Below are 22415 nucleotides of genomic sequence, written 5' to 3' on the forward strand. Positions count from 1 at the left end.
TTGAGGTAACTAGAGCATGCTGAACGGCTACGGCTCGACCATTCTCGAAGGTGCCTGGCTCACCTTGCTGCTGGCCCTGTCCTCCGTGGCGGTGGCGGTCTTCCTCGGTCTGGTCGGGGCGGCGTTCCGCCTGTCACCGATCAAGTGGCTGGCGATGCTCGGCGAAGCCTACGCCACGGTGATTCGCGGCATTCCCGACCTGGTGCTGATCCTGCTGATCTTTTATGGCGGCCAGGACCTGGTGAACCGGGTGGCGCCGATGCTTGGCCATGACGAGTACATCGACATCAACCCGTTCATCGCCGGTGTGTTCACCATGGGCTTCATCTTCGGCGCCTATCTGTCCGAGACCTTTCGTGGCGCCTTCATGGCGATCCCCAAGGGCCAGGGCGAGGCGGGTGCCGCCTACGGCATGAGCGGGGTGCAGGTGTTCTTCCGCATCCTCGTGCCGCAGATGATCCGTTTCGCCATTCCCGGCTTCACCAACAACTGGCTGGTACTGACCAAGGCCACCGCGCTGATCTCGGTGGTCGGCCTGCAGGACATGATGTTCAAGGCGAAAAGCGCGGCCGACGCCACGCGTGAACCCTTTACCTTCTACCTGGCGGTCGCGGCCCTGTACCTGGTACTGACCAGCGTGTCCCTGCTGGCCCTGCGCTACCTGGAAAAACGCTACTCGGTCGGCGTCAAAGCCGCGGAACTGTGAGTAAGGGAGCGAGCGCATGATCTTCGATTACAACGTTATCTGGTCGAGCCTGCCGCTGTACCTGGGCGGGGTGCTGGTGACCATCAAGCTGCTGCTGATCTCCCTGGCCCTGGGCCTGGCGATGGCCATTCCGCTGGGGCTGATGCGGGTGTCCAAGTCGCAGTTGCTGAACTTCCCGGCCTGGCTCTACACCTATGTCATCCGCGGCACGCCGATGCTGGTGCAGCTGTTCCTGATCTACTACGGCCTGGCCCAGTTCGAGGCGGTGCGCGAGAGCATGCTCTGGCCGTACCTGTCGGACGCGACCTTCTGCGCCTGCCTGGCCTTCGCCATCAACACCAGCGCCTACAGCGCGGAGATCCTCGCCGGCAGCCTGCGCGCCACCCCCCATGGCGAGATCGAGGCGGCCAAGGCCATGGGCATGTCGCGGGCCAAGCTGTACCGCCGCATCCTGCTGCCGTCGGCCCTGCGCCGGGCGCTGCCGCAGTACAGCAACGAAGTGATCATGATGTTGCACACCACCAGCCTGGCGTCGATCGTTACCCTGATCGACATCACCGGCGCGGCGCGCACCGTCAGTTCCCAGCATTACCTGCCGTTCGAGGCCTTCATCACCGCCGGCCTGTTCTACCTGTGCCTGACCTTCGTCCTGGTGCGCCTGTTCAAGTCGGCCGAGCGCCGCTGGCTGGGCTACATGGCGCCGCGCAAGGCCTGAGGAGGCGAGCATGCACCGGATCGAGCACGTACTGCCCTGGGGTTGCCCGGGCACCGAGCGCCGTTTGACCGTGTTCCGCTTCGGCAGCGGGCCGTGCAAGGCCTATATCCAGGCCTCTCTGCACGCCGATGAGTTGCCCGGCATGCGCGTGGCCGTGGCGCTCAAGCGGCGCCTGCGCGAACTGGAGGCCCAGGGCCGCCTGTGCGGGGTGATCGAGCTGGTGCCGGTGGCCAACCCGATCGGTCTGGCGCAGCTGTTTCAGGCCGCCCACCAGGGCCGTTTCGAGTTCGCCAGCGGCAAGAACTTCAACCGCGACTTTTTCGACTTGGCCGGCGCCATCGCCCCGGCCCTGGAAGGCAGCCTGGGCCAGGACGGCCCGGCCAACGTGCGGCTGATCCGCGCGGCCATGCAGGCGGCCCTCGACGCCCTGCCGCCGGCCGAGTCCGAGCTGCAGGGCCTGCAGCGCCTGCTGCTGGGGCATGCCTGCAACGCCGACGTGGTGCTCGATTTGCATTGCGACTTCGAGGCGCTGGTGCACCTGTACTGCCTGCCGCAGCAATGGTCGCTGCTGCAACCCTTGGCCGCACGGCTGATGGCCGGAGCGGTGCTCACTACCGAGGACGGCGGCGGCAGCTCCTTCGATGAAGCCTGCTCTGCGCCCTGGTTGCAGTTGGCGCGGCGCTTTCCAGAGGCGGACATCCCGCTGGCCTGCCTGGCCGCCACCGTGGAGCTGGGCGGCATGGCCGACACCGAAGCGGAGCGGGCCGAGGCCAGTGCCGAGAGCATCCTGGCGTTCCTCGCCGAGCAGGGGCTGATCGCCGGCGATTGGCCGCCCGCCCCACGGGAAAGCTGCGCGGCGACGCCATTCGAAGGCGCCGAATATGCCTACCCGCCCCACGCAGGCGTGGTGAGTTTCCTGCAGCCGCTGGGCGCACGGGTCAAGGTCGGCGACCCGCTGTTCGAGGTGCTCGATCCCCTGGAGGATCGCCACAGCATCGTCCGCGCCTCCACCGACGGTGTGCTCTATGTGCGTGAACGGATGCGCTTCGCTCAACCCGGTCTATGGCTGGCCAAGGTGGCCGGCAGTACCCCTATTCGCCAGGGTCGCTTGCTGAGCGACTGATTCAAGAGAGTGGAAACCATGTACAAACTCGAAGTTCAGGATCTGCACAAGCGCTATGGCAGCCACGAAGTGCTCAAGGGCGTGTCCCTGGCGGCGAAGGCCGGTGATGTGATCAGCATCATCGGCTCCAGCGGCTCGGGCAAGAGCACCTTCCTGCGCTGCATCAACCTGCTGGAGCAGCCCTACGGCGGCAAGATCCTGCTCAACGGCGAGGAGCTCAAGCTGGTGGCCAACAAGGATGGCGGGCTCAAGGCCGCCGACCCCAAGCAGCTGCAGCGCATGCGCTCGCGCCTGTCCATGGTGTTCCAGCACTTCAACCTGTGGTCGCACATGAGCGCCCTGGAGAACGTCATGGAGGCGCCGGTGCAGGTGCTCGGCGTGGCGAAGAAGGAGGCCCGGGAGAAGGCCGAGCACTACCTGAGCAAGGTCGGCGTGGCGCACCGCAAGGATGCCTACCCGGGGCACATGTCCGGTGGCGAGCAGCAGCGCGTGGCAATCGCCCGCGCCCTGGCGATGGAACCGGAGGTGATGCTGTTCGACGAGCCGACCTCGGCGCTCGACCCGGAGCTGGTCGGCGAAGTGCTCAAGGTCATGCAGGACCTGGCCCAGGAAGGCCGCACCATGGTGGTGGTGACCCACGAAATGGGCTTCGCCCGCGAGGTGTCCAACCAGCTGGTATTCCTCCACAAGGGCGTGGTAGAAGAGCGTGGCTGCCCGAAGGAAGTGCTGGTCAACCCGCAATCCGAGCGGCTGCAGCAATTCCTCTCCGGTAGCCTGAAGTAAGCGGTAATTCGTGCGTCGCGGCATGCCCCGAAAAGCCATTAGAGCCTAAACTGCCCCCCATGACTGCCCATCGAATCGGCTTCCTGCTTTGGCCTAATACCAAGCCCCTGACCTTGGCCCTGGCTGAGGAAGCCCTGCGTGTCGCCCAGCGCGTCCACCCCGAGGTGGTCTACGAGCTGTCCTTCCTCCAGGCGGAGGTGCCCGAGGAGGGCGCCTGGCGCCTACCGGGCGCGCCATGGCAAGGCGAATTGGAGGGCTTTGACAAGCTCTTTCTGCTCGCCGATGAGCCGCCGGCGGCCATCGCCCCGGCACTGTCCAGTGCGCTCAAGCACCTGGTGCGCGGCGGCTGCGTGATCGGCGGCATCTCGGCGGGCGTCTATCCGCTGGCGCAGCTGGGCCTGCTCGACGGCTACCGCGCCGCCGTGCACTGGCGCTGGCAGGACGACTTCACCGAGCGCTTCCCCAAGGTGATCGCCACCAGCCACCTGTTCGACTGGGATCGCGACCGCCTGAGCGCCTGTGGCGGGCTGGCCGTGCTCGACCTGCTGCTGGCCCTGCTGGCCCGCGATCATGGCGCCGAGCTGGCCGGGGCGGTGTCCGAGGAGCTGGTGGTCGAGCGCATCCGCGAGGGCAGCGAGCGTCAGCGCATTCCGTTGCAGAACCGCCTGGGCTCCAGCCACCCGAAGCTGACCCAGGCGGTGCTGCTGATGGAGGCCAATATCGAGGAGCCGCTGACCACCGACGAGATCGCCCAGCACGTGTGCGTGTCGCGCCGCCAGCTGGAGCGCATCTTCAAGCAGTACCTGACCCGCGTGCCGAGCCAGTACTACCTGGAGCTGCGCCTGAACAAGGCGCGCCAGCTGCTGATGCAGACCAGCAAGTCGATCATCCAGATCGGCCTGTCCTGCGGCTTTTCCTCGGGTCCGCACTTCTCCAGCGCCTACCGCAACTTCTTCGGCGCCACCCCGCGCGAAGACCGCAACCAGCGGCGCAGCAACAGCCCGTTCGAGCTGACGTCCTCGGAAGCCGAACGCAGCTGATCCCGGTGAATGAAAAAGCCCGCGTTGTCGCGGGCTTTTTCATGCCTGTCAGGCGCTGCTAGCGCTGATCGTTCTCGCGCGGGAACAGTGCATGGCCACAGCGCGTGCAGAACGCCGCTTCCGGCTCGTGGAACTTCTTGGCGCAACTGGGGCAGTCGCGCTTGAGCTGTTCACTGCCGCGCATCGCGGCGGCCAGTTCGGCGCTGAAGATGCCGGTGGGCACGGCGATGATCGAGTAGCCGGTGATCATCACCAGGGTCGACAGGGCCTGGCCCAGGGGGGTCTTGGGCACGATGTCGCCGAAGCCGACGGTGGTCAGGGTGACCACCGCCCAGTAGATGCCGGTGGGGATGCTGGTGAAGCCGTTGCTTGGCCCTTCGATCACATACATCAGGGTGCCGAACACCGTGACCAGGGTGGCGATGCTGGCGAAGAACACGATGATCTTCTGCCGGCTGCCGCGCAGGGCGGTGAGCAGGAAGTTGGCCTGGGTCAGGTACTGGCGCAGTTTGAGTACGCGAAACACCCGCAACATGCGGATCACCCGGATGATCAGCAGGTACTGGGCGTCGGCGAAGAACAGCGTGAGGATGGCCGGCAGGATGGCCAGCAGATCGATCAGGCCGAAGAAGCTGAAGGCGTAGCGCAGCGGCTTGGGCGAGCAGTACAGGCGCACCCCGTACTCGATGGCGAACAGCAGGGTGAAGCCCCATTCCAGGGCCTTCAGCCACTCACCGTACAGGCCGTGGTAGGCGTCGACGCTGTCGAGCATGACCACCACCAGGCTGGCCAGGATCGCCAGCAACAGGTAGCGATCGAAGCGCTGCCCGGCCGGGGTGTCGGTGAAGAAGATGATGACGTAAAGCTGCTGGCGCCAGTTGTCCAAGGCGAACTCCCTGCTTGCGAGAGGGCAAAGCCTAGGCAGGATGAGCCGGGGCTGGCAAGGGGTAATCTCGGGCGCGGGGCGAATGCCGTGCGCGCGTGTGCAGCAAGCAGAGAAGCGCTCGCGCCCGGCGTATCGGCAGGGCGCGCGCCGTGGTCAGTCGACTGCCAGGTAGTGCTTGGTGAAGCTGTCGCTCACGACTTCCCACAGGGTCGGGGTGCCGCTGGCGACGAAGAAGGCATCGCCCGCCTTGTAGTGGGCGGTCTCGCCGGTCTGTTCGTTGGTGATCTTCACCTCGCCAAGGGTCACCACGGCCTGCTCGTGGAAGGTGTAGGGCAGACGGAAGCGGCTGCGGCGGACACCGAAGTAGCCGGCGCTGACCGACTCGTCTTCGGTGGCGAAGGTGGTCAGGGCGAACATGGCGTTGTCGCCTTCGAGCATCTCGACGCCGATGTCTTCGAGGGTGCCGCTGGGTTCCAGTTCTTCCAGGGTGATGCCTTGCTTGATGCTGTGCAGCATGTCGTTCTCGCTCGGTTGAGGGCGCGGGCCCGCAGGGATGGGGCTCTACGCTAGCAGGGCGGGTTGCCTGTGCCATGCGCATGCGCGACACCGGGCGCCATGGAAACGCCTTGCCGCCGGTAATTAGGCAGCGATTGGCGGTTTCCCCTGGCAACCGATCCGCCCCGGGCGATCCACGCGCCCGGAGGACAGGCGCCTGCTCAGTGGGATTGCCGTCCGGGCACGCCGGCCTTGACCGCGCGCTGCCAGCCTTGTGCGCCGGTCTGGATCAGCCAGCAGGCGAGGATGAAAGGCAGGGTCAGCGCCTGCAGCCCCAGACTGCTCAAGCCCAGCTGCAGCAGCGTGGCCATGCCGATGCCCAGCAGCACTACCCAGGGTCTGCGTTGCACCTGGCTCAGCGCGATCGCCGCCAGGGCGCCGTTGTAGCCGTAGAGCCCGGCGAGGGCCCGCTCCTGGGGCGCGCCCAGGAGCAGCGCCAGGCCCAGGCCGCAGGCCGAGCCCAGCAATGCCCAGCACGCCGCGCGGCGCGCGGCCAGGAACAGGCCGAGTAGCATCAGCAGGCCGGCCCAGGGGCTGTCCAGGAAGATCACCTGGGCGAGCCCCAGGGCCATGCCGCTCAGCGTACCCAGCCAGTCCAGGGTTGCAGCCGTGACCAGTGGCCCCGGCTGCGCCTGGAGGCCCATGGCGGGCGCCAGGCTCAGCAGCAACCAGCTCAAAGCCACGAACGGAAAGGTGAAGGCCGGCAACCAACGGCGTTTGCGCATGCCCTGCATCCAAGGCGCCAGGATCAGGCTGGACAGGCCGGCGCTGGCGATGATCAGCAGCGGCACGATGAGCGACCAGGCGAACTGCAGGCTGATCAGCAGGCCAAGCAGGATGCCGTTGTAGCCATACAGGCCGATCTCGATATCGGCCTGGGGGTAGCCGCGGCGTTGGGCGGTGAGCATGCCGCTGAGGCCACCGAGCAGGGCGCCGCCGAGCAGCGCCGGCGCCTCCGCGGCGAGGCCTAGTACTAGCAGCAGGCCGAATCCCGGATGGCTTTGCAGAAGGACCTGGCTGAAGCCATTGAGCAGGGCGCGCAGACCGCGCAGGGCGTGATGTGGCGAGGGCAGTTCGTGCATGCGCGTGAACCCGGATAAAAAGAGGCGCCCATCGTTTGCACGATGGACGCCTGCAAACTGGCGATGCCAGCGTGGGAGTCGTGGGGCTGCGGCCAGATCGACCCGGGCCGCAGCGGTTAGCGGGTCAGTGCAGGGTCTCGATGCGCAGGCTGTTGGTGCTGCCGGGCTGGCCGAAGGGTTCGCCGGCGGTGATCACCAGGGTGTCGCCGGCCTTGGCCAGGCCGGCGGACTGGGCAATTTCCAGGGCGGTGCGGGTGACGTCCTCGACCTGGTGCAGGCGCGCGTTGACCACCGAGTAGACGCCCCAGGCCACGGACAGGCGGCGCGCGGTATCGAGGCTGGGGGTCAGGCTGAGGATCGGCGCCTTCGGCCGCTCGCGCGAGGCGCGCAGGCTGGAGGCGCCGGACTCGGTGTAGTTGACCAGCGCCGCCACCGGCAGGATGGTGCTGATGCGGCGGATCGCGCAGCTGATGGCGTCCGAGGCGGTAGCCTCGGCCTGGGGGCGGCTGACGTCGAGCTGGGCCTGGAAGTCCGGGCCGCCTTCCACCTGGCGGATGATCTTGCTCATCATCTGTACCGCTTCCTGTGGGTAGTCGCCGGAGGCGGTCTCGGCCGACAGCATCACCGCGTCGGCGCCTTCGGCCACGGCGTTGGCCACGTCGGTGACCTCGGCACGGGTCGGCGCCGGGGAGAAGCGCATCGATTCGAGCATCTGCGTGGCCACTACCACCGGCCGGCCGAGCTGGCGGCAGGTGCGGATGATGTCCTTCTGGATGCGCGGCACGTTTTCCGCCGGCACCTCCACGCCCAGGTCGCCGCGGGCGACCATGATGGCGTCGCAGAGCCGGGCGATTTCTTCCAGGTGCTGCACCGCCGAGGGCTTCTCGATCTTGGCCATGAGGAAGGCCTTGCCCTGGATCAGCTCGCGGGCCTCGCGGATGTCCTCGGGGCGCTGGACGAACGACAGGGCCACCCAGTCGACCCCCAGCTCCAGGCCGAAGCTCAGGTCGCGGCGGTCCTTCTCGGTCAGCGGCGACAGCTGCAGCACGGCTTCGGGCACGTTGACCCCCTTGCGGTCGGACAGTTCGCCACCGGCGATCACCCGGGTATCGACGGCGTCGGCATGCTTGGCGGTCACCTGCAGGCGCAGGCGGCCATCGTCCAGCAGCAGGGTCATCCCCGGCTGCAGGGCCTCGATGATCTCCGGGTGGGGCAGGTTGACCCGCCGGGCGTCGCCTGGGGTGGGGTCCAGGTCCAGGCGCAGGGCCTGCTCGCGTTCCAGGTTGACCTGGCCCTCGGCGAAGCGCCCGACCCGCAGCTTGGGCCCCTGCAGGTCCATGAGGATGCCGATCGGCGTGCCCAGCTGCTGCTCCACCTCGCGCACCCAGCGATAGCGCTGGGCGTGGTCGGCGTGTTCGCCGTGGCTGAAGTTGAGGCGGAACAGGTTGACGCCGTTTTCCACCAGCTGACGGATGTCGTCGATGGTCTTGATCGCCGGGCCGAGGGTGGCGAGGATCTTTACTTTCTTGTCGGCTTTCATGGGGCTGGACTCTCGAGAATAAGAATGGCGCGGAAATCGTTGACGTTGGTGCGGGTCGGCCCGGTGACGATCAGCTGGTCCAGGGCGGCGAAGTAGCCGTAGCCGTTGTTGTCGTCCAGTTCGTCGCTGGCGTTCAGGCCCAGGCGCGCGGCGCGCCGGTAGCTGTCCGGGGTCATCAAAGCGCCGGCGTTGTCTTCCGAGCCGTCGATGCCGTCGGTGTCGCCGGCCAGGGCGTAGACGCCGGGCAGCCCCTTGAGGCAGTGGGTCAGGCTGAGCAGGAACTCGGCGTTACGCCCGCCACGGCCATTGCCGCGCACCGTCACCGTGGTCTCGCCGCCGGAGAGGATCACGCAGGGCGCCTTGAGCGGCTGGCCATGCAGCAGCACCTGGCGGGCGATGCCGGCGTGGACCTTGGCCACTTCGCGGGCCTCGCCCTCCAGGTCGCCGAGGATCAGGGCCGGCAAGCCGGCGGCCTCGGCCTTGGCGGCGGCGGCATCGAGGGACTGCTGGGGCATGGCGATCAGCTGGAAGTGGCTGCGCGACAGGCAGGGATCGCCGGGCTTGACCGTTTCCGAGCGCGGGTCCTGGAGCCAGGCGCGGACGTTGGCGGGAATCTCGATCTGGTAGCGGGCGAGAATGGCCAGGGCCTCGGCCGAGGTGCTCGGGTCGGCCACGGTCGGGCCGGAGGCGATCACCGAAGCCTCGTCGCCGGGCACGTCGGAGATCGCATAGGTGTACACGCTGGCCGGCCAGCAGGCCTTGGCCAGGCGGCCGCCCTTGATCGCCGAGAGGTGCTTGCGCACGCAGTTCATCTCGCCGATGGAGGCGCCGGACCTGAGCAGGGCCTTGTTGATCGCCTGCTTGTCGGCCAGGCCGATGCCCTCGGCCGGCAGGGCCAGCAGGGAGGAGCCGCCACCGGACAGCAGGAAGATCACCCGGTCGGACTCCTCGAGGTTGCTGACCATCGCCAACACCCGCCGGGCCACCCGTTCGCCGGCATCGTCCGGCACCGGGTGGGCGGCTTCCACCACCTCGATCTTGCGGCAATCGGCGCCGTGGTCGTAGCGAGTCACCACCAGACCGCTGACCTCGCCCTGCCATTCGCGCTCGATCACCTCGGCCATGGCGGCGGCGGCCTTGCCGGCGCCGATGACGATGACCCGGCCGCTGCGATCGGCCGGCAGATGGTCGGCCAGCACCTGGCGCGGATGGGCGGCGTCGATGGCGGTGGCGAACAGCTCGCGCAACAGGCTTTGCGGATCGAAGGACATGGCGGACTCCTGAGTCTGGACTCTTGTTATGGCTGGCTACGCCACCGGGCGAGGCTCACCGCTTTGGTCGATTGCAGTCCGCAGCGGCCGCCTGGCAGCGGCTATGGACTGGAATCGACCCACCCGGCCGGCAGGCCGTGACACCGCCAACCGGGCAGATCGAAAAGGGCACCGGCTGACTGGCCCAACCTACCTTGGGTCAGCCAGCCGGTGTGTTGCTCGTTGTGCGCCTCAGTCCTCGCGGATCGAGAAGTTGGCCATGTGCTCCAGGCCCTTGACCAGCGCCGAGTGGTCCCAGTTGCTGCCGCCGAGGGCCGCGCAGGTGCTGAACACCTGCTGAGCGTTGGCGGTGTTGGGCAGGTTGAGGCCCAGCTCGCGGGCGCCGGACAGGGCCAGGTTGAGGTCCTTCTGGTGCAGGCTGATGCGGAAGCCCGGGTCGAAGGTGCCCTTGATCATGCGCTCGCCATGCACCTCGAGGATCTTCGAGCTGGCGAAGCCGCCCATCAGCGCTTCGCGCACCTTGGCAGGGTCGGCGCCGTTGCGCGCGGCGAACAGCAGGGCCTCGGCCACCGCCTGGATGTTCAGCGCGACGATGATCTGGTTGGCCACCTTGGCGGTCTGGCCGTCGCCGTTGCCGCCGACGCGGGTGATGTTTTTGCCCATGGCCTGGAACAGCGGCAGGGCGCGTTCGAAGGCCTGCTCGCCGCCGCCGACCATGATCGACAGGGTGGCGGCCTTGGCGCCGACCTCACCGCCGGAGACCGGGGCGTCCAGGTATTCGGCGCCGCTGGCGTTGATCTTGGCGGCGAAGGCCTTGGTGGCCGACGGCGAGATCGAGCTCATGTCGATCACCACCTTGCCGGCGCCGACGCCCGCGGCCACGCCGTCCTGGCGGAACAGCACGTCCTCGACCTGCGGGGTGTCCGGCACCATGACGATGATGAACTCGGCCTCCTGGGCCACTTCCCGGGGGTTGGCCAGGGCGATGGCGCCGGCCTCGACCAGGTCGGCCGGGGCCGGGTCGTGGTGCTCGGAAAGGAACAGGGTGTGGCCTGCCTTCTGCAGGTTCTGCGCCATGGGCTTGCCCATGATGCCGGTACCGATGAATCCGATTTTTGCCATGAGATGCACTCCTAGATAGTGGGCTCAGATTGCGTTGTGCGCTTTCATCCAGCCGAGGCCGGCGACGGTGGTGGTGGCCGGCTTGTATTCGCAGCCGATCCAGCCCTGGTAGCCGATGCGCTCCAGGTGTTCGAAGAGGAAGCGGTAGTTGATCTCGCCGGTGCCCGGCTCGTTGCGGCCGGGGTTGTCGGCCAGCTGCACGTGGTTGATCGCCGCCAGGTTGTCCGCCACGGTACGGGCCAGGTCACCTTCCATGATCTGCATGTGGTAGATGTCGTACTGCAGGTACAGGTTGTCGCTGCCGACCTTGTCGCGAATGGCCAGGGCCTGCCTGGTGTTGTTCAGGTAGAAACCGGGAATGTCGCGGGTGTTGATCGCCTCGATGACCAGCCTGATGCCGGCTGCCTGGAGTTTTTCCGCGGCATACTTGAGGTTGTCGACGAAGCACTGCTCGACAGTGGCGCAATCCAGACCCTGGGGGCGGATGCCGGCCAGGCAGTTGACCTGGGTGTTGCCCAGCACCTTGGCGTAGGCGATGGCCTTGTCCACGCCGGCGCGGAATTCCTCGACCCGCTCGGGGTGGCAGGCGATGCCGCGCTCGCCCTTGGCCCAGTCGCCGGCCGGCAGGTTGAACAGCACCTGCTCGAGGCCGTTGGCGTCCAGGCGTGCCTTGATCTCCGCTACCGGATAGTCATAGGGGAACAGGTACTCGACGCCGCTGAAGCCGGCTTCGGCGGCGGCGGCAAAACGGTCCAGGAAGTCCACCTCGGTGAACAGCATGGACAGGTTGGCTGCAAAGCGGGGCATGGGGGGCTCCTTCAATGGTCGGGTAGGGCCCGGAGTTACTCCGGGCTCGGGAGTGGGTCAGTCGAGCGCCATGATGCTGGTCGGTGCGTCGGCCCGGCTGCTGGCCAGCGCCTCGAACTCGTTGATGGCGTCGATCTCGGTACCCATGGCGATATTGGTCACCCGCTCGAGGATCACCTCGATCACCACCGGCACCTGGTGCTCGGCCATCCAGGCCTCGGCCTGCTCGATGGCCGGGCGCAGTTCTGCCTGGGAGCGCACGCGGATGGCCTTGCAGCCCAGGCCCTCGACCACCGTGATGTGGTCGACGCCGTAGCCCTCGACCTCGCCGGCATTGATGTTGTCGAAGGCCAGCTGCACGCAGTAGTCCATGTCGAAGCCGCGCTGGCTCTGGCGGATCAGGCCGAGGTAGGCGTTGTTCACCAGGATGTGGATATAGGGCAGCTTGAACTGCGCACCCACGGCCAGCTCCTCGATCATGAACTGGAAGTCGTAGTCGCCGGACAGCGCGACGATCTTGCGCTGCGGGTCGGCCACGCGAACGCCCAGGGCCGCCGGGATGGTCCAGCCCAGCGGGCCGGCCTGGCCGCAGTTGATCCAGTGGCGCGGCTTGTACACGTGCAGGAACTGGGCGCCGGCGATCTGCGACAGGCCGATGGTGCTGACGTAGCAGGCATCCTTGCCGAACGCGTTGTTCATGCACTGGTAGACGCGCTGCGGCTTCATCGGCACGTCGTCGAAGTTGGTCTTGCGCAGCAGGGTGGTCTTGCGCTCGCGGCAATCGGCGGCCCAGGCGCTGCGGTCCTTCAGGCGGCCGGCGGCCTTCCACTCGCTGGCCACCTGGACGAACAGGGCCAGGGCGGCACCGGCATCGGAGACGATGCCGTAGTCCGGCGAGAAGACCCGGCCGATCTGGGTCGGTTCGATGTCGACGTGGACGAACTTGCGATCTTTTGTATACACCTCGACCGAGCCGGTGTGCCGGTTCGCCCAGCGGTTGCCCACGCCCAGCACGAAGTCGGACGCCAGCATGGTGGCGTTGCCGTAGCGGTGGCTGGTCTGCAGGCCGACCATGCCGGCCATCAGCGGGTGGTCGTCGGGGATGCAGCCCCAGCCCATCAGGGTCGGGATCACCGGTACGCCGACGATCTCGGCGAACTGCTGCAGCAGGGCCTCGGCGCCGGCGTTGTAGATGCCGCCGCCGGCCACGATCAGCGGGCGCTCGGCCTGGTTGAGCATCTCCAGGGCCTTCTCGATCTGCGCCCGGGTGGCACTGGGCTTGTACGCCTGCAGCGGCTGGTAGGTCTCGATGTCGAACTCGATCTCGCCCATCTGCACGTCGAACGGCAGGTCGATCAGCACCGGTCCGGGACGGCCCGAGCGCATCACGTGGAAGGCCTGCTGGAACACCCGCGGGACCAGGGCCGGCTCGCGCACGGTGACGGCCCACTTGGTGACCGGCTTGGCGATCGATTCGATGTCCACCGCCTGGAAGTCCTCCTTGTGCAGGCGGGCGCGTGGCGCCTGGCCGGTGATGCAGAGGATCGGGATGGAGTCGGCGGAGGCCGAGTACAGGCCGGTGATCATGTCGGTGCCGGCCGGCCCAGAGGTGCCGATGCACACGCCGATGTTGCCGGCCTTGGCCCGCGTGTAGCCCTCGGCCATGTGCGAGGCGCCCTCGACGTGGCGGGCCAGGATGTGGCGGATGCTGCCATCGGCCTTCAGCGCGGAATACATCGGGTTGATCGCCGCGCCGGGTACGCCGAATGCGACCTCTACACCTTCCTTGCGCATTACCGCCACTGCAGCATCGATTGCTCTCATTCGCGCCATGATTGAATCCTCCAGGCTGTATTCGATATTTTTTGTACGTGGTCAAAGCATGCCGTGCCCGCAGTTATGGGGTAAACTGCAGGTCTCTTCATTTCTGTCGATATCAGGAGTATCGAATGGATCGTCATACCCTGTTGCACAGCTTCGTTCTGGTGGCCGACCACGGCAGCTTCGCGGCTGCCGCCCTGGCCGAAGGCGTGACCCCGGTGGTGATGGGGCGGCGTCTCGATGCCCTCGAGCGCCACCTGGGGGTCAAGTTGATGCATCGCTCGACCCGCGGCCTGTCCCTGACCGACCTGGGCGAGCAGTATCTGGAGCGCGCCCGCGGTCTGCTGCGCGACTTCGACGAGGCCGACGCGAGCATCACCCACGGCGGGCATTCGGTCAGCGGCCACCTGGTGGTGTCGGCGCCGGCGGCGTTCGGCCGGCGTCATATCGCTCCCCACGCCCCGGCGTTTCAGGCGCGTTACCCGGAGCTGAAGCTGTCGTTCAACCTGACCGACAGCGTGGTCGACCTGGTGCGCCAGGGCTACGACATGGGCATCCGTATCGGCGAGGTCACCGACCCCAACTATGTGGCGATCAAGCTGTTCCCTAACCGCCGCGTGGTCTGCGGTGCGCCGAGTTATTTCCAGCGTCATTCGGCGCCGCAAACCCTGGAGGACTTGAGCGAGCACAACTGCCTGGCCTTCAACCTGCAGGGGGGGCAGCAGCGCGGCTGGACCTTCCTGCGCGATGGCAAGCAGGTGGCGATCAAGGTTTCCGGCAATCTGGACTGTAATGACGGCGAACTCCTGTACAACTGGGTGAAACAGGGGCTGGGCATCGGCTGGCGTTCGACCTGGGAGATCCAGGCCGAGCTCAAGCGCGGGCAGCTGGTGACGGTGCTCGACGAGTTCGCCGTGCCGGCCTACGACATCCAGGCCGTCTATCCGCAGCAGCGCTACCTGCCAGCCAAGGTGCGGTTCTTCATCGACTACCTGAAGTCGATCTACAACACGCCAGGCTATTGGGAGAGTTGATGCGGATAACTGTATACAAAAAGATCGATTTAAATGTAAACAAATAAATTATTCATGTGTACAGTTGCTCGGCCTGCCAATCTGCAGCGCTGCGTTTGGCCAAGGGCGCCGGTGCGGCGGGCAGGGTTTTGGATCATCAGCCTGAGAGAGGACAAACCATGAGCACCCTGAACCTGGATACCGCCACAGCCATCAGCAACCAGGCCCTGGCGATCGGCCGCGAGCTGTCGGCGGCGCCGCTGACCGTTGCCGTGCTGGATGCCGGCGGTCACCTGATCTGTCTGCAGCGCGAGGACGGCGCGAGCCTGCTACGCCCGCAGATCGCCATCGGCAAGGCCTGGGGGGCGGTCGCCCTGGGCAAGGGCTCGCGCCTGATCGCCGCCGATGCCCAGCAGCGTCCGGCGTTCATCGGCGCGGTGAATACCCTGGCCGATGGCAAGCTGGTGCCGGCGCCAGGAGGCGTGCTGATACGCGATGCGGCGGGGCAGCTGATCGGGGCCGTCGGCATCAGCGGCGATACCTCGGACCTCGACGAGCAGTGCGCCATCCGGGCTGTGGAGGCCCAGGGACTGACGGCCGATGCAGGCATCGCCGGGTAGGGGGAGGAGGTACGGCGGCGAAGCCGCCCAATGCGCGCGCAGGCGGTGACTGCGCCGCGGGTGCGGGCCTAGCGGGCCGTGACCTGCTCGGAGGGGCTGCTGGCCGAGCTGGCGTCGACTTCGCAGCCCTTGATCACCAGGCGGATGATGGTTTGCGCGGCGGCTTCGTAATCCTCGTCGCTGAGGCTGGCCTTGCCGGTGACGGTGGAAATCTGCCAGTCGAAGTCCGCGTAGGTCTGGGTCGCCGCCCAGATGCTGAACATCAGGTGGTGCGGGTCGACGGGTGCCATCAGCCCCTGGTCGATCCAGCGCTGGATGCAGGCGATATTGTGCTGGGCCTGGGCGTTGAGCTCCTCGGCCTGCTCGGCGGACAGGTGCGGCGCACCGTGCATGATCTCGCTGGCGAACACCTTGGAGGCAAAGGGCAGTTCGCGGGAGATGCGGATCTTCGAGCGGATATAGGCCTCCAGCACCTCGGCCGGGCGCCCCGGCTGGTTGAAGGGCGCGGAGGCGGCGAGCAGCGGCTCGATGATGCTTTCCAGCACCTCGCGATAGAGGTTCTCTTTCGATTTGAAGTAGTAGTAGACGTTGGGCTTGGGCAGGCCGGCCTTGGCGGCGATGTCGCTGGTCTTGGTCGCCGCGAAGCCCTTGTCGGCGAACTCCTCACTGGCTGCGCGCAGGATCAGCTCTTGGTTGCGCTCGCGAATGCTGGTCATAGGCCCTATCGATTTCCTGGTGTCGCCCTGCTTGGGGCGGCGGGCCGGCATGGTAGCACCGGCCTCGCGCAGCGCTCAAGCCGGCGGCTGATGGGCCTGTCAGCGCTTTCCTGACCTGTCGGTCAATTGAATGTATACACAAATAGATTTTTCTGTTTACATCCTTCTTCGTTCACTTCACCACAAGAAATGTCTCGGCTCCTTGGGCGACAGGAGACTCGCTGTGCACAACCCCCAGCTGGTCGACCCCTTCGGTCGGCGCATCACCTACCTGCGGCTGTCGGTCACCGACCGTTGCGATTTTCGCTGCACCTACTGCATGGGCGAGGACATGGTGTTCGCCCCGCGCGCGCAGATTCTCAGCCTGGAGGAGCTCTACGCGGTGGCCGATGCCTTTATCGGCCTGGGCGTCAGGCGTATCCGCATCACCGGCGGCGAACCCCTGGTGCGCAAGAACCTGCTGAGCCTGCTGGCGCGCCTGGGCCGGCGCGACGAGCTGGAAGACCTGGCCATCACCACCAACGGCTCGCAGCTGGCCGAACTGGCGCCGCAGCTGCGCGCCGCCGGGGTCGCGCGGCTGAACATCAGCTTGGATTCGCTGAGGCGCGAGCGCTTCGCCGCCTTCACCCGTCGCGACCGTCTCGAGCAGGTACTGGCCGGCATCGATGCGGCGCGGGCCGCGGGTTTTCGCCGGATCAAGCTCAATACCGTGGTGCAGAAGGGGCGCAACGACGATGAGGTGCTCGACCTGCTCGAATTCGCCATGGCGCGCGGCCTGGATATCAGCTTTATCGAGGAAATGCCGCTGGGTGATATCTCCAGCCACAGTCGTCAGGCCACCTTCTGCTCGAGCGACGAGGTGCGCGAGCGCATCGCGCAGCGCCACGCCCTGGTGCGCAGCAATCGGGCGACCGGCGGCCCCTCGCGCTATTGGCAGGTGGTGGGCAGCGCCACCCAGGTCGGCTTTATCTCACCGCACAGCCACAACTTCTGCGGCGACTGCAACCGGGTGCGGGTCACCGCCGAGGGCAAGCTGGTGCTCTGCCTCGGGCACGACCATGCCCTGGACCTCAAGGCGCTGATCCGTCGCTACCCAGGCGACCGCGAGCGCCTGCGCGGGGCGCTGCTCGATGCTTTGCGCCTCAAGCCGGAACGCCATCACTTCGCCAATGACGAGCAGGTCCAGGTGGTGAGGTTCATGAGCATGACCGGCGGCTGATTCGCCGCCACCTGGGCACTTCTTGGCCCCTCGCCGTTGCGCCACCCCGATCCAAAACAAAAAGAAGGAGGGTTGCTGTGAAAATCACTCGCGTCTGCAGTTTACTGATGGTGCTGGGCGCTACCGGAGCCAGTGCCGAAAGCTATGTGATCGGCGTGGAAGAGCTGGCTTTCGCCCCGCACTACAGCATCGACAAGCAGGGCCAGTACCAGGGCTTTGCCCGTGAGCTGTTCGACGCCTTCGCTGCGCACAGCGGTGTCCAGTTGAGCTACAAGCCGTTGCCGGTGGCGCGCCTGCTGCCCGCGCTGCTGGCGGGAGAGGTGGACCTCAAGTACCCCGACAGCGCCCATTGGGCCCAGGCGCAGAAGGACGGTAAGGACCTGCACTACAGCCAGGCGGTGGTCAACTATGTCGATGGCGTGCTGGTCGCGCCGAAGCGCCAGGGCCGCCCACTCGAGCAGCTCAAGCGTCTGGCCATGGTCGACGGCTGGACGCCCTGGGGCTATCAGGAACGGATCGACGCCCAGCAGATCGTGCCGACCTACAACGACGACCTGCGCAAGATGATCCACCAGGCGCTGAAGCAGGACACCGACGGCGCCTACTTCAACGTGGTGGTCGCCACCCATTACCTCGACAACATTCGTGCCCGCCCCGGCGCCCTGGTGTTCGACCCCAAGCTGCCGCATACCCGCGGCACCTTTCACCTGTCCAGCCTGCGGCATGCCGAACTGCTGCAGCGTTTCGATCGCTTTCTGCTCGAGCGCCACGGCGAGGTGGCGGCGCTGAAGGCCAGGTATCGGGTGGAGGCCAATCTGGATTCGGAATACATGGGCATGGAGCAGTGGAAGGTGGACTTCCTCAAGCGGCAGAAGGCCAGGCAGACCGGCGAGTGAGGGCTTGCGCGCGGCAGCCCCATGGGCCGGTGCATCGCCCACGGGGCTGCCTGGCGGCAGTTCTATCAGCTGCGGAATCGCTGGCAGGCCGACCAGTGGCGCATCATCAGGTAGTAGCTGAGGCCCGCGGGGACCAGGCTGGCGTACCAGGACACCGAGGACAGGCTCAGGGCCGCCGCGGCGCCGATCAGCGAGGCGATGATGGCGGCGTAGTTCACGCCCCGATAGGGGCCGTGCGCGTCGTAGAGCTTGCCGATATCCAGCTGGCGCCGGCGGATGATGAAGTAGTCCACCACCATCACCGCGAAGATCGGCCCGAGGAACGCGGAGTAGGTCTGTACGAACACCTGCAGGCCGGCGGAGGATTCTTCCCTGACCAGCTCCCAGGGAAAGGTGCCGAAGGCCAGCAGGCCGACGATGATGGTCGAGGTGCGGAACGGCAGCTTGAACACATCCATCAGGATGTAGGTCGGCGGCACCACGTTGTTCAGCACGTTGGTGGTCACCTGGGCAAAGGCGATGAACAGCAGGGTGGTCACCAGCAGCGGGGTGTTGTCGACGGCGCTGGAGAACACCTGGATCGGGTCATTCACCCCGGTGGCGCCGGACACCATCAGGCCGATCAGCCCCATGAACAGGGTGCAGGGCAGGATCGACATGGCATAGAGGGTGGTCAGCAGGCCCGCGCCGCTGCCCTGCTTGAGCTCGCGCGAGTAGTCGCTGACGTTGAGCATCATGGTGCTGTAGATGCCGAGGAACAGCATGGTCGCGCCCCAGAACGGCAGGCCCCAGGTGCCTTCGACGTTGACCAGATTGGTCATGATCTCGTCGCCGTAGCGGTTGATCACGCTGTAGAACATGTACACCAGCGACACCAGGATAAAGCCGCTGCCGACGTTCTCCAGCCACTTGATGCCCTGGAAGCCGAACATCGACAGGCCGATCTGCAGGAACTGGAACACCACGAAGTAGAAGATCATGTTGTCGAAGCCCAGCAGCGTCGCCGACACGGCGTTGATCGCCGCCGCCCCGACCCAGCTCTGAAAGCCGTACCAGACGATCGCCGGCACCGCCCTGACCAGTCCGGGGAAGCGGGTGCCGGCGAAGCCGAAGGCGCTGCGCGCCTGCACCATGAACGGGATGCCGTACTTGTAGCCGGCCGCTCCGTTGAGCGCCAGGGCGATGCCGATGACGAAGCAGCCGATGCCGATGGCCAGCGCCGTCTGCAGCAGGTTGAGGGTGCCGACGATGCTCGAACCCATGGCGAAGGTGCCGATCGACACGCAGCCGCCGAACCAGGCCAGCAGGTAAGAGAGCCTGCCCATGATGCGTTTTTCTTGCGGGGCCAGTGATTCGTCACCGGCGGGTTTGCTGGCTGCCGGCTGTGCGTAGCCGAGAGCCGGTGAAGCGACAGTTTCGTTTTGCATGGTATGAACCTCGGTACAGGGAACTGAAGTTCCCGTTGTTCTTGTTGTGTCGTTACCTGATTCCATCGTCGCAGCGCGTCTGACCCTCTATGGTCAGCGCTGGCAGTGCCGTGGCTAGCGGCCCGGCTGCCCGGGTGAGAGGTAGGCGAACTGTCCGCTGAAGGCCTTGGGCCGCGGGAAGTCGAGGTCGCCATGCTTGCTGGTGCCCAGCTGCAGGCTGGCCAGCGCCTCGGCCAACTTCACCGCCGCGGTGACGCCTTCGACGATTGGCAGGCCGACGGCTTCGCTGATCTGCGCGGTCAGGTCGGCCATGCCGCCGCAACCGAGGACGATGGCGCCGATGTTGTCTTCGGCCTTGGCCCGCAGGCATTCGTCGATGATCCGATCCAGCGCCAGGTTGCCGTTGTGCTCGAGATCGAGCACCGGAATCTCCGCCGCCCGCACCCGGCGACAGTGGTGGGCATAGCCGTAGTTCTGCAGCAGGTGCTCGGCGATGATCCCGGTGCGGCCCAGGGTGGTGACGATGGAGAAACGCGTGCTGATCAGCGCGGCGAGGTGGAAGGCCGCTTCGGCGATACCGATCACCGGGGCGCGGGTGAGTTCCCGGGCAGCCAGCAGGCCGGGGTCGCCGAAGCAGGCGAGGATGTAAGCGTCGGTTTGTTCGAGCTCGCCGGCGCGGACCTCTTCGAGTACGCCGACGGCGCTGATCGCCTCGTCGAAGTGGCTTTCGATCGACTCCGGACCGCTGCGCGGATTGCTGGCGACTATCCGCGTGCCGGGGCTGGCCACGCGGATGGCGGCTGCGCCTATCTTCTCCGTCATTGCGGCGGTGGTGTTGGGGTTGATGACGCGAATCTTCATGGCTTCCTCTTCTTGGTGAGTGGTTGTATTCAATGTTGTACACAATAAAAACTAAAATAGAAATGAAAAAAGTAGATCTGTGGCTACAAAATATCGCTCAACTGTGCTAGTAAGTTGACGGTGCGGTCAGCTTTAAGGCCGGATATGAAGTAAATATCCATGCAATTCAGTCTGTTGGACGCCTGCGTCCAATGCCGCCTTTTCTCGATTCCAGCCAGGCTAAGTTGCCTATCGCTTATCGCTGCTGCCGAAGCATCGGCGGAGGTCGGCTGCCTCGGCGACGAGGTGGCGCCTGGGGCAGGCTGTCAGGGGGAGGTGCTGCCAGCCGGGTATGGCGTCGTTGCCATGGGGGCAAGACGCTGCCGCAGGCCGCCTGGGGCGGTCGGCCTGATGCTGGAGCGGGAGATTGCGAGTTCTTACGGTGCGGAACCGGGCGACCGCAGCGGCGTGCAGCTGGCCGCTGCGGTGGTCCGTGGTAACTCAGGGCAGGCGAATGGAGGAAGCTCCTTGCCGAACGCACGCCGCGCGCCTGGGCGCGCGGCTTGGCAAAGGGTGTGCCTCAGCTGGGCGAGCCGGCTGGCGCCGAGCTGCCGTTGGCCACGCAATGCTTGCGCATCAACAGGTAGTGAAGGAGTGCGCCGAGTATCGCGCCGAAGATCCAGGAATAGCCGGACAGGCTACTCAGCGCGGGGCTCCAGACCGAGGCGACGGAGAACACCGAGGCGATGCCGAAGGCAATCATAGCCTTGCGATTCCAGCCGCCATCGTAATGGTAGCGAGTGCCCGGTTCGGCGGAGAACAGCTGCTGCAGGTCCAGGTGCTGCCTGCGCACCAGGTAGTAGTCGGCGACGATGATGCCGTACAGCGGCGCGAGCACCGCACCCAGGGTGTCGACGAAGGCGGCGATGCCGACGTTGCTGATGAACGATACCCACAGCGCGCCGATGAAGAAGGCGATGGCCGCGGTGATGAAGCCGCCGGTGCGCGCGCTGATATGGGCCGGCGCCAGGTTGGCGATGTCGTAGGCCGGCGGAATGAAGTTGGCCACCAGGTTGATGCCGACCGTGGCCGCGAAGAAGGTCAGGGCAGCGATCACGGTCAGGGTCAGGTTGTCGACCCGGGCGACGATGTCGGTGGGGTTGGTCAGGGTTTCGCCGAACACCACGACGGTGCCGGCGGTGATGACCAGGGCGATCATCGAGAAGATCGCCAGGCTGACCGGCAGGCCGAGGAAGTTGCCGGCGGTCATCTGCTTCTCGCTCTTCACGAAGCGGGCGAAATCGCCGTAGTTGATCACCACCGCGGCAAAGTAGGCGACCATGGTGCCGACCACCGCGATAAAGGCCGCTACCGGGCCGGCGGCGTACTCACCGGTGCCGCGGAAGATCTCGCCCAGCTCGCTGAGCAGGCTGGGACCGGCCTTGTACCAGATCATCAGCATCAGCGCGATCATCACCAGGTAGACCAGCGGGCCGGCCCAGTTGAGGAACTTGGTGATCCAGTCGATTCCGCGAATGAACAGGGCGACCTGGAAGGCGCAGACGATCATATAGGAGAGCCAGCCGACGGCCGTCATGCCGAGGAACGTGGCGCCGGCGCCGCTGGCATTGCCCATCAACGAGTTGATCAACAGTGCCACGGCGGTGGAGGCGAAGTAGGTCTGCACGCCGTACCAGAAGATCGCCACGATGCCGCGCACCACGGCGGGGAAGTTGGCGCCGCGTACGCCCATGCTGGCGCGCGCCATGACCGGGAAGGGGATGCCGTACTTGACGCTCGGTTTGCCGGTCAGTTGCACCAGGCCCATGACGATGAAGCCGGCCAGGACGATTCCCGCCAGCACCGCCCAACCGTTCAAGCCGTAGGAAATGAACAGGGTGGCGGCCAGGGTGTAGCCGAACAGGCTCTGGATGTCGTTGGACCAGACGTTGAAGATCTCGAACCAGCCCCATTTGCGTTGCGCGGGCGGCAGGGGCGCCAGGTCCGCGTTATGCAGCGAGGTGTCGATCTGCTTGATGTGGAAGTCTTGTGAGGACATGGACAGCTCCTGAAGTCTTGTTTTTGGGCGCCGGCGAAGGGCGCATCTGAGGAGGATTGTCGGCACGTTCCGTTCGGATTTCGTTGTTCAAGTCCTTGGCGAGCAGCGTGCTGGGCCATGGCGACTGGCGAAAGTGGAAGGATCGTTTGCATGTTGTACACATAAAAAAATCAC

Annotated in this window: 21 protein-coding genes; 9 read left to right on the forward strand and 12 right to left on the reverse strand. The window is 66.1% G+C overall.

Annotated features, from left to right (window positions below; translation table 11 throughout):
* Window positions 1-16 precede the first annotated feature (16 nt).
* From LPB260_RS00140 to argR, 5 genes are read left to right on the forward strand one after another with little or no spacing between them, the layout of a single operon-like run.
* Window positions 17-706: an ABC transporter permease gene (locus tag LPB260_RS00140; protein WP_208706626.1), complete on the forward strand. Its 690-nt coding sequence runs from the start codon at window positions 17-19 to the stop codon at window positions 704-706.
* Between the two features lie 16 nt (window positions 707-722).
* Window positions 723-1421: an ABC transporter permease gene (locus LPB260_RS00145; RefSeq protein WP_208706627.1), complete on the forward strand. Its 699-nt coding sequence runs from the start codon at window positions 723-725 to the stop codon at window positions 1419-1421.
* A 10-nt stretch (window positions 1422-1431) separates the two neighbouring features.
* Window positions 1432-2544 carry a succinylglutamate desuccinylase/aspartoacylase family protein gene (locus LPB260_RS00150; RefSeq protein WP_208706628.1) on the forward strand — a complete coding sequence of 371 codons (1113 nt, stop codon included), beginning with the start codon at window positions 1432-1434 and terminating at the stop codon, window positions 2542-2544.
* An 18-nt stretch (window positions 2545-2562) separates the two neighbouring features.
* On the forward strand, window positions 2563-3327 hold the full coding sequence (locus LPB260_RS00155) for an ABC transporter ATP-binding protein (protein ID WP_208706630.1): 765 nt from the start codon (window positions 2563-2565) through the stop codon (window positions 3325-3327).
* Window positions 3328-3386: 59 nt separating this feature from the next.
* A complete protein-coding gene (gene argR, locus LPB260_RS00160) occupies window positions 3387-4367 on the forward strand; it encodes a GlxA family transcriptional regulator (protein ID WP_208706634.1) in 981 nt (326 codons plus the stop codon).
* A gap of 58 nt (window positions 4368-4425) precedes the next feature.
* On the opposite strand, the gene LPB260_RS00165 is transcribed toward argR, so the two are convergent.
* The 8 genes from LPB260_RS00165 to gcl form a co-directional block, all read right to left on the reverse strand.
* Entirely contained in the window at window positions 4426-5253 is an 828-nt protein-coding gene (locus LPB260_RS00165; RefSeq protein ID WP_208706636.1) for an ion transporter, read from the reverse strand.
* Window positions 5254-5406: 153 nt separating this feature from the next.
* Complete coding sequence (locus LPB260_RS00170) at window positions 5407-5769, reverse strand: cupin domain-containing protein (RefSeq protein ID WP_208706638.1); 363 nt, start codon at window positions 5767-5769, stop codon at window positions 5407-5409.
* 200 nt (window positions 5770-5969) lie between these two features.
* On the reverse strand, window positions 5970-6890 hold the full coding sequence (locus LPB260_RS00175; protein WP_208706640.1) for an urea transporter: 921 nt from the start codon (window positions 6888-6890) through the stop codon (window positions 5970-5972).
* Window positions 6891-7014: 124 nt separating this feature from the next.
* Complete coding sequence (gene pyk / locus LPB260_RS00180; RefSeq protein ID WP_208706641.1) at window positions 7015-8430, reverse strand: pyruvate kinase; 1416 nt, start codon at window positions 8428-8430, stop codon at window positions 7015-7017.
* On the reverse strand, window positions 8427-9701 hold the full coding sequence (locus LPB260_RS00185; RefSeq protein ID WP_208706642.1) for a glycerate kinase: 1275 nt from the start codon (window positions 9699-9701) through the stop codon (window positions 8427-8429). Before LPB260_RS00185 ends, pyk begins: the two co-directional genes overlap by 4 nt.
* Window positions 9702-9932: 231 nt before the next feature.
* A complete protein-coding gene (locus tag LPB260_RS00190) occupies window positions 9933-10823 on the reverse strand; it encodes a 2-hydroxy-3-oxopropionate reductase (RefSeq protein ID WP_208706643.1) in 891 nt (296 codons plus the stop codon).
* A gap of 24 nt (window positions 10824-10847) precedes the next feature.
* Entirely contained in the window at window positions 10848-11630 is a 783-nt protein-coding gene (hyi, locus tag LPB260_RS00195; RefSeq protein WP_208706644.1) for a hydroxypyruvate isomerase, read from the reverse strand.
* Between the two features lie 57 nt (window positions 11631-11687).
* The gene (gene gcl / locus LPB260_RS00200) at window positions 11688-13463 is read right to left on the reverse strand and encodes a glyoxylate carboligase (RefSeq protein ID WP_208706645.1); all 1776 of its coding nucleotides are present in this window, start codon (window positions 13461-13463) and stop codon (window positions 11688-11690) included.
* Window positions 13464-13579: 116 nt separating this feature from the next.
* Here gcl and LPB260_RS00205 point away from each other — a divergent pair, with 116 nt between their 5' ends.
* On the forward strand, window positions 13580-14485 hold the full coding sequence (locus tag LPB260_RS00205; RefSeq protein ID WP_208706646.1) for a LysR family transcriptional regulator: 906 nt from the start codon (window positions 13580-13582) through the stop codon (window positions 14483-14485).
* Window positions 14486-14643: 158 nt separating this feature from the next.
* Window positions 14644-15084 (forward strand): heme-binding protein, encoded by a 441-nt coding sequence (locus LPB260_RS00210; RefSeq protein ID WP_208706647.1) that lies wholly within the window; start codon window positions 14644-14646, stop codon window positions 15082-15084.
* A 68-nt stretch (window positions 15085-15152) separates the two neighbouring features.
* Here LPB260_RS00210 and LPB260_RS00215 read toward each other — a convergent pair whose 3' ends face one another.
* A complete protein-coding gene (locus LPB260_RS00215; RefSeq protein ID WP_208706648.1) occupies window positions 15153-15800 on the reverse strand; it encodes a TetR/AcrR family transcriptional regulator in 648 nt (215 codons plus the stop codon).
* Window positions 15801-16023: 223 nt separating this feature from the next.
* Here LPB260_RS00215 and moaA point away from each other — a divergent pair, with 223 nt between their 5' ends.
* The gene (gene moaA, locus LPB260_RS00220; RefSeq protein WP_208706649.1) at window positions 16024-17019 is read left to right on the forward strand and encodes a GTP 3',8-cyclase MoaA; all 996 of its coding nucleotides are present in this window, start codon (window positions 16024-16026) and stop codon (window positions 17017-17019) included.
* Between the two features lie 77 nt (window positions 17020-17096).
* A complete protein-coding gene (locus LPB260_RS00225; RefSeq protein WP_371926096.1) occupies window positions 17097-17915 on the forward strand; it encodes a substrate-binding periplasmic protein in 819 nt (272 codons plus the stop codon).
* Window positions 17916-17980: 65 nt separating this feature from the next.
* On the opposite strand, the gene LPB260_RS00230 is transcribed toward LPB260_RS00225, so the two are convergent.
* The 3 genes from LPB260_RS00230 to LPB260_RS00240 form a co-directional block, all read right to left on the reverse strand.
* Window positions 17981-19408 (reverse strand): NCS1 family transporter, encoded by a 1428-nt coding sequence (locus LPB260_RS00230; protein WP_371926097.1) that lies wholly within the window; start codon window positions 19406-19408, stop codon window positions 17981-17983.
* Between the two features lie 48 nt (window positions 19409-19456).
* Window positions 19457-20203, reverse strand: coding sequence for an aspartate/glutamate racemase family protein (locus LPB260_RS00235; protein WP_208706651.1), 747 nt, complete (start codon window positions 20201-20203; stop codon window positions 19457-19459).
* 559 nt (window positions 20204-20762) lie between these two features.
* Window positions 20763-22241 carry an NCS1 family nucleobase:cation symporter-1 gene (locus LPB260_RS00240; protein WP_208706652.1) on the reverse strand — a complete coding sequence of 493 codons (1479 nt, stop codon included), beginning with the start codon at window positions 22239-22241 and terminating at the stop codon, window positions 20763-20765.
* Window positions 22242-22415: the final 174 nt, after the last annotated feature.

The organism is Pseudomonas sp. LPB0260, assembly GCF_013388395.1.

Excerpts from the sequence above, each read along its gene's own strand:
- LPB260_RS00140 (WP_208706626.1), top strand. The coding sequence starts at position 17 with ATGCTGAACGGCTACGGCTCGACCATTCTCGAAGGTGCCTGGCTCACC.
- argR (WP_208706634.1), top strand. The coding sequence starts at position 3,387 with ATGACTGCCCATCGAATCGGCTTCCTGCTTTGGCCTAATACCAAGCCC.
- hyi (WP_208706644.1), bottom strand. The coding sequence starts at position 11,630 with ATGCCCCGCTTTGCAGCCAACCTGTCCATGCTGTTCACCGAGGTGGAC.
- LPB260_RS00145 (WP_208706627.1), top strand. The coding sequence starts at position 723 with ATGATCTTCGATTACAACGTTATCTGGTCGAGCCTGCCGCTGTACCTG.
- LPB260_RS00155 (WP_208706630.1), top strand. The coding sequence starts at position 2,563 with ATGTACAAACTCGAAGTTCAGGATCTGCACAAGCGCTATGGCAGCCAC.
- LPB260_RS00240 (WP_208706652.1), bottom strand. The coding sequence starts at position 22,241 with ATGTCCTCACAAGACTTCCACATCAAGCAGATCGACACCTCGCTGCAT.
- LPB260_RS00185 (WP_208706642.1), bottom strand. The coding sequence starts at position 9,701 with ATGTCCTTCGATCCGCAAAGCCTGTTGCGCGAGCTGTTCGCCACCGCC.
- LPB260_RS00170 (WP_208706638.1), bottom strand. The coding sequence starts at position 5,769 with ATGCTGCACAGCATCAAGCAAGGCATCACCCTGGAAGAACTGGAACCC.
- LPB260_RS00230 (WP_371926097.1), bottom strand. The coding sequence starts at position 19,408 with ATGGAATCAGGTAACGACACAACAAGAACAACGGGAACTTCAGTTCCC.
- gcl (WP_208706645.1), bottom strand. The coding sequence starts at position 13,463 with ATGGCGCGAATGAGAGCAATCGATGCTGCAGTGGCGGTAATGCGCAAG.
- LPB260_RS00190 (WP_208706643.1), bottom strand. The coding sequence starts at position 10,823 with ATGGCAAAAATCGGATTCATCGGTACCGGCATCATGGGCAAGCCCATG.
- LPB260_RS00175 (WP_208706640.1), bottom strand. The coding sequence starts at position 6,890 with ATGCACGAACTGCCCTCGCCACATCACGCCCTGCGCGGTCTGCGCGCC.
- LPB260_RS00205 (WP_208706646.1), top strand. The coding sequence starts at position 13,580 with ATGGATCGTCATACCCTGTTGCACAGCTTCGTTCTGGTGGCCGACCAC.
- pyk (WP_208706641.1), bottom strand. The coding sequence starts at position 8,430 with ATGAAAGCCGACAAGAAAGTAAAGATCCTCGCCACCCTCGGCCCGGCG.
- LPB260_RS00150 (WP_208706628.1), top strand. The coding sequence starts at position 1,432 with ATGCACCGGATCGAGCACGTACTGCCCTGGGGTTGCCCGGGCACCGAG.
- LPB260_RS00215 (WP_208706648.1), bottom strand. The coding sequence starts at position 15,800 with ATGACCAGCATTCGCGAGCGCAACCAAGAGCTGATCCTGCGCGCAGCC.
- LPB260_RS00210 (WP_208706647.1), top strand. The coding sequence starts at position 14,644 with ATGAGCACCCTGAACCTGGATACCGCCACAGCCATCAGCAACCAGGCC.
- LPB260_RS00235 (WP_208706651.1), bottom strand. The coding sequence starts at position 20,203 with ATGAAGATTCGCGTCATCAACCCCAACACCACCGCCGCAATGACGGAG.